Annotated in this window: 5 protein-coding genes; all 5 read left to right on the forward strand. The window is 55.5% G+C overall.

Annotation, left to right across the window (positions count from 1 at the left end):
* Positions 1 to 175: 175 nt before the first annotated feature.
* The 5 genes from BQ17_RS15330 to BQ17_RS15350 all read left to right on the forward strand — a co-directional run bounded on the left by BQ17_RS15330 (position 176) and on the right by BQ17_RS15350 (position 4,328).
* Entirely contained in the window at positions 176 to 451 is a 276-nt protein-coding gene (locus BQ17_RS15330; RefSeq protein WP_089728519.1) for a hypothetical protein, read from the forward strand.
* Between the two features lie 89 nt (positions 452 to 540).
* Positions 541 to 1,608, forward strand: a complete 1,068-nt coding sequence (locus BQ17_RS15335) for a CNNM domain-containing protein (RefSeq protein ID WP_089728520.1) — start codon at positions 541 to 543, stop codon at positions 1,606 to 1,608.
* 227 nt (positions 1,609 to 1,835) lie between these two features.
* A complete protein-coding gene (locus BQ17_RS15340) occupies positions 1,836 to 2,159 on the forward strand; it encodes a c-type cytochrome (protein WP_089728522.1) in 324 nt (107 codons plus the stop codon).
* A 152-nt stretch (positions 2,160 to 2,311) separates the two neighbouring features.
* Positions 2,312 to 3,022, forward strand: coding sequence for a c-type cytochrome (locus tag BQ17_RS15345; protein WP_089728524.1), 711 nt, complete (start codon positions 2,312 to 2,314; stop codon positions 3,020 to 3,022).
* Between the two features lie 103 nt (positions 3,023 to 3,125).
* Complete coding sequence (locus tag BQ17_RS15350; protein WP_089728526.1) at positions 3,126 to 4,328, forward strand: hypothetical protein; 1,203 nt, start codon at positions 3,126 to 3,128, stop codon at positions 4,326 to 4,328.
* The last annotated feature ends 188 nt before the right edge of the window (positions 4,329 to 4,516 follow it).

Consider the following 4,516-nt stretch of genomic DNA (forward strand, 5'->3'; position numbering starts at 1 on the left):
AGAGAATCCATCTGAAGATGGAGGTTTTTAACCTCTATCCGCCTTCGGCGGACTGAAGTTTTTTAGAGACTATAAAATCAGCTTCTTTTCCGGAGTTAACCTCGATGTTGATAAAGAAAAAAGCCTAACCGGTTTTTGTGATTTTATTATCAGCAAGTCACAGGAGCAGTTTTATATGAGCGCCCCTATCATTACTGTTGTTGAAGCAAAAAATGAGTATATTGCTGGTGGGTTAGGGCAATGTATAGCAAAAATGTATGCATCAAGCATATTCAACGATAAAGAGGGTTTGCATTTACCAATTATATACGGTGCAGTAACAACAGGAAATACATGGAAGTTTTTAAAATACGAGGATAATACGGCTTGTATTGATTTACAAGAATATCATATTGCAAACACTACCAAGATTGTTGGGATTTTGGTAGAAATGGTGAAACAAAATGCCTAACAATCGCTTACACTTGGACACTTCGCCGCTGCGCGGCTCGCGCCGGTGAAGCGAAACGTTAGGCAACCAAATACTATTATCTTGCCAGAATGACCTTACTCATCGTTTATGTGGCCATCGCCTTACTCTTCTCGTTTATATGCTCGATTTCAGAGGCCGTACTGCTGAGTGTTACTACGGCTCATATCAGCGTACTTGAACAGGAAGACAAAAGCTCGGGTACACTGTTGCGCGAGCTCAAGGGGGATATCAACAAGCCGCTGGCTGCGATCCTGACACTTAACACCATAGCCCACACAGTGGGTGCTGTTGGTGCCGGAGCGCAGGCAGCCGTGGTGTTTGGCAGAACATGGGTGGGACTGATATCTGCAATCCTGACGCTGATGATCCTGGTATTTTCGGAGATTATCCCTAAAACACTGGGCGCGACTTACTGGCGTGGGCTGTCAAGCATGACGGCGCACTGGCTCAAGTTCCTGGTATGGGCGCTGTACCCTTTTGTAATGCTGTCTGAGTTACTGACGCGCGGTCTTTCTCGAGATATGAAAATTGAAGGCTTCAGCCGCAAAGAGTTTGCCGCTATGGCCGACCTCGGGGAGCAGGAAGGTCAACTGGAAGAGCGAGAATCACGCATCCTGAAAAACATGTTCCTGCTGCACGAAACGCAGGTCACTGATGTGATGACGCCGCGCCCGGTTGTGTTTTCATTACCCGAATCGTTGACGGTCTACGAGTATTTCGATAAACACTATGACTCTCGCTTCTCTCGCATTCCGGTTTATGCCGAAGACGACGAAGTGTTAACCGGCTTTGTGCTAAAGGATGATCTGTTACTGGCACAGGCACGCGGCAATACGGACAGCACCTTGGAAACCCATCGACGTGATCTGCATACATTATCAGACAAAACCTCATTATCTGATGCATTTGATGAAGTGCTGCACCAACGAACGCACATCATGGTAATCATCGATGAATACGGAGGCATGGAGGGCATTATCACCATGGAAGATATCCTGGAAACCCTACTCGGGTTGGAGATAATGGATGAAAGCGACAAGACAGCTGACATGCAACAATACGCTCGGCGCATGTGGAAAAAGCGGGCAAAGGCGATGGGGATTTCGCTACCCAAAGATGAGAATCAACTTGATTAAATGCCTAACGAGGTGCTCGTTCGGACGCAAACTGCGAAGAAAAAGCGAGAAAAAGGAGAAAAGGGGCCAGGCTCAATTGATGGGTCGTTTTTCACAGCTCATTCGCCTAACATTTGGCTGCAAGCGACCCACTGCCGCGGTCCAGCTCCTCAGCAACTTTCAGGCTCAGTGCCACGCGGCATTGGGCGCCTGAACCAAGCTGTTAGCCGCAAACGAGAGGTTGGGAAATGAAACCACTGAAAAAGTCCGCCGTTGCCGTTCTGATCGCCCTCACCGCAAACCTTCCGACATCCGCCTTCGCCCTCGACGCTGCTGAGCTCTACGTCAAGAAGACTTGTGTCGCCTGCCACGGCAAGGATGCAAAAACGCCCATCCTGCCGATCTACCCAAAGCTCGCTGGCCAGAACGCGGACTACGCGTACAACCAGATGAAGGACATCGCCAGCGGCGCGCGCAACCACGGCCAGACCGCTGCCATGAAGGGCATCATGCACCTGGTCTCGGACGAGGAGATGCGGGCCATCGCGGATTGGCTGGCAACTTTGGAGTAGTTGAAATTTTCAGTCGGTTGCAGATTGATGGAGGTCAAGACGCAGCATTCAGTGCTTGTTACTTTTGATGCATCGAGCCGGTATTGCCGGGCAAGACACGCCGATTCCTGCGGCCAACGGGCCACGCTCTTTGCCATATTTGGAGGTATCCGATGAAGACATTTGCGAACCGGGCCGCTGTCGTTGCCGCGGCCACCCTCCTGGCGGGTACCGCCTACGCCTGGAACGAGGGGGGCGGGGAGCAGGAAAAGGCGCTAGGCCTCACCCCCGACCTGGAGAACGGCATGGATGTCTACGAGGTCTGCTCCGCCTGTCACCTTCCTGAGGGCTGGGGGCTTCCGGACGGTACTTTCCCGCAGCTCGCCGGCCAGCACCGGGGCGTCTTGATCAAGCAGCTGTCGGACATCCGTGCCCAAAATCGGGACAATCCGACCATGTATCCCTTCGCCCTGCCTAAAGCCATCGGGGATGCCCAGGCCTTGGCGGATGTGGTGGCCTACATCGAAAAGCTGCCTATGAACCCCGAGTGGGGCAAGGGTCCCTGGGGACCGGACACCCCCGAGTATGCCCAAGGCGAGAAGCTCTACAAGGACAACTGCGTGAAGTGCCACGGCGAGACGGGGATGGGCGATAAGGAGAAGCTCTTCCCCCGGATCAACGGCCAGCACTATAAATACATGCTGCGCCAGTTCGAGTGGATCCGCGACGGCAAACGCCGCAACGCCAACCCGGACATGGTCGAGCAGATCAAGGGCTTCAGCGACAAGGACATGCAAGCGGTGATCAACTATGTCTCCTGGCAGCCGGTACCGAAGGACCAGCTTGCCGAATCCGCGGACTGGCAGAACCCGGACTTCGAGTGATTTTCTCCCCCTACCGAAGTACCGATAACAGCGGTAACGTCTCTCGCCGGCGGGGCAGGGCATCGCCAATCGGGTACTCCTATCCACCGCAGTACCACCCCTAATGAAAACCCCGAGCGACAACCCGGTCTCCGATAAACGCACCCCCTTGCTCTTCGCCTTGGCTCTGGTGGGCGTGGGTCTGCTGGCCGCGATCTACTACGCCCCCATCTGGTGGGTGTCGCTCACAGCGCCCAACTATCCCCCGGAGGCATTCCCGGACGGGGTGCGCATCCATTTCCACATGAACGGCGTGTTCAACGGTTGCAGGAAGGTCGGGAAGACCGAGATCACGGAGGAGCAAGCCCTGGACTGCGTCCACGAGATGGACACCATCAACCACTATATCGGCATGTATCCCATCGCCGCCGGGGGGGTGGTCGAGAGTGCCTTCTCACCCTTTATCCTGTCTCTCTTCGGGGTGATGCTCATCGGGTTCGTTATGCCGTGGATGAGGACTCGACTGATCGTCATGGGGGTGGGCTGCGCCGGCATCCTGGTCTGGATGGGACTCACGCACTACGGAGAGGATGGGCTGCGTTTCCAGAATACGGGCTATTTGACCGCGCTGGTCACCACCTTGGGTCAGGATGTGGGGGAGGTGCGGGAGGAGCACCGGCTGTCCGCCGGCGAGGCCCTGATCGCCCGGCTCAAGGCGGAGCTGGCAGTGGCTCAGGGAGAACAACCCACCGAGTCGGTCAAGAGCACTGCCGCCGCTGAGCAATCGGAGAAGGCGCGTCTGATCGCCAACCTGCGCTCGGCCTTTGAAAAGTCCCAGGAACGGCGTCCGGTCGCTGAGCGCCTCGACTGGACGGGCAGCGGTGCCCAGACCATGCAGTGGCACTATGAGACCAGCCTTGGGCGCTATTTCAACGACCCGGCCCGGATCGCACCCATGGGGCGCGCCATGTCCGCTGCCGGTCACGTTGTGTTCTGGGGTCTTATCGCCGCCATGCTGCTTCTGCTGTGGGGCGCGCGCCGGAGCAGTGGACCGCTCTATTGGCTGATGATTCTCGTCCCCATCACCTTGCCGCTGTTTTTCGTGATCGATTACGCCGCCTGGCTCTGGTGGTACGGCCACAACCTGAACGACCTGGGCGCCTTCACGGTCAAGCCCTTCATGCCTACCGTCTTCGGCGACGGCAAAGTGGCCCAGTTCTCGACCCACTCTTATCCTTACATCGGTTTTGGTCTGATGCTGCTGCTCTCCGCGGTGCTGGGCGTAGTGGCCCTGCTGCGGCGCAAGCAATTGCGCGAGACCGGTTGAACCGAAAAGGCGAGAGGGGTCTAAGAGGCTGTCTAAAAATTAAGATACTGATTTTAGGATATAAAATCTGAAATTTCGCGCTTGTTCCCACGCTCCAGCGTGGGAACGCCATCTTGTCCGCTCCAGCGGACTCAGCTTCTCGGTGCTGATAGGCGTTGGCTGTTAGCCTACCGAGGCGCTTAATCGAC

The sequence above is a fragment of the Candidatus Thiosymbion oneisti genome (assembly GCF_900092655.1).
GTDB classification, from domain to species: Bacteria; Pseudomonadota; Gammaproteobacteria; order Chromatiales; family Chromatiaceae; genus Thiosymbion; species Thiosymbion oneisti.

Coding starts and splice junctions, on each gene's coding strand:
- BQ17_RS15335 (WP_089728520.1), top strand. CDS start 541: ATGACCTTACTCATCGTTTATGTGGCCATCGCCTTACTCTTCTCGTTT.
- BQ17_RS15330 (WP_089728519.1), top strand. CDS start 176: ATGAGCGCCCCTATCATTACTGTTGTTGAAGCAAAAAATGAGTATATT.
- BQ17_RS15350 (WP_089728526.1), top strand. CDS start 3,126: ATGAAAACCCCGAGCGACAACCCGGTCTCCGATAAACGCACCCCCTTG.
- BQ17_RS15340 (WP_089728522.1), top strand. CDS start 1,836: ATGAAACCACTGAAAAAGTCCGCCGTTGCCGTTCTGATCGCCCTCACC.
- BQ17_RS15345 (WP_089728524.1), top strand. CDS start 2,312: ATGAAGACATTTGCGAACCGGGCCGCTGTCGTTGCCGCGGCCACCCTC.